The sequence below is a fragment of the Vibrio sp. 10N.222.46.A1 genome, assembly GCF_041473595.1.
In the GTDB taxonomy this organism is placed as follows: domain Bacteria; phylum Pseudomonadota; class Gammaproteobacteria; order Enterobacterales; family Vibrionaceae; genus Vibrio; species Vibrio tasmaniensis_A.
Window position 1 is genome coordinate 1 of record NZ_JBFRSN010000918.1, and the last position, 648, is coordinate 648.

Below are 648 nucleotides of genomic sequence, written 5' to 3' on the forward strand. Positions count from 1 at the left end.
AAGCAGGTAAAGTACTAAAAGAGACATGCAACCTGTAAGATAGAAAATACAAGGAAGGTTACCGATGACAACTAAGGAAAAAACAAAAACGAGCCGCAGTAAAAAAGCCGGCAAGTCAACCAAAGCGCAAGCAGAAGGGCCTAAGGCTCGTCAACGCATTGAAGAACTTCTCGAAGAGCGTGAATTAGCCAAACTGTTAGAGCTTTAGTTTGTATTCGAGCTGTAATTAAAGATTTACATGATGGTTTGTTGTCATTCAAATGCCACTGCAGATTTGCGGTGGCATTTTAGTTTGAAGAACAAGCCCTAGCGCATCACTCTTCTTCCCCCTTTCAATCCCCTCTTCACTTTTAATCCCCCTCGCTTTCAAAAACGAAACTTTAGCTTACTGGCTTTAAGCTGATATCGCGTTGACGACCAAGCTTGAGAAGCGCATGATTTTATTTCGAGCAGAATAGTTTTTTGGCCGTGTAACCCACCCCATAATTGTTTCTGTGCAACGTACCCTATTGAACGGCAGGTCACATGAATAAAATTGTTATGTTAGTAATGGGGCTGCTTTTTACCAGTCGATTGTTCGCTAGTATTGTGCCGCATGTTAGTCAACTTGAGCATGATGCACCTATTCTACTTCGCTCAGCGTTGATC

The 648-nt window shown here is 42.3% G+C and carries 1 protein-coding gene; it reads left to right on the forward strand.

The window, feature by feature from the left end; genetic code table 11:
* Positions 1–64: 64 nt before the first annotated feature.
* Entirely contained in the window at positions 65–208 is a 144-nt protein-coding gene (locus AB4496_RS21995; RefSeq protein WP_009846967.1) for a hypothetical protein, read from the forward strand.
* Positions 209–648 lie beyond the last annotated feature (440 nt).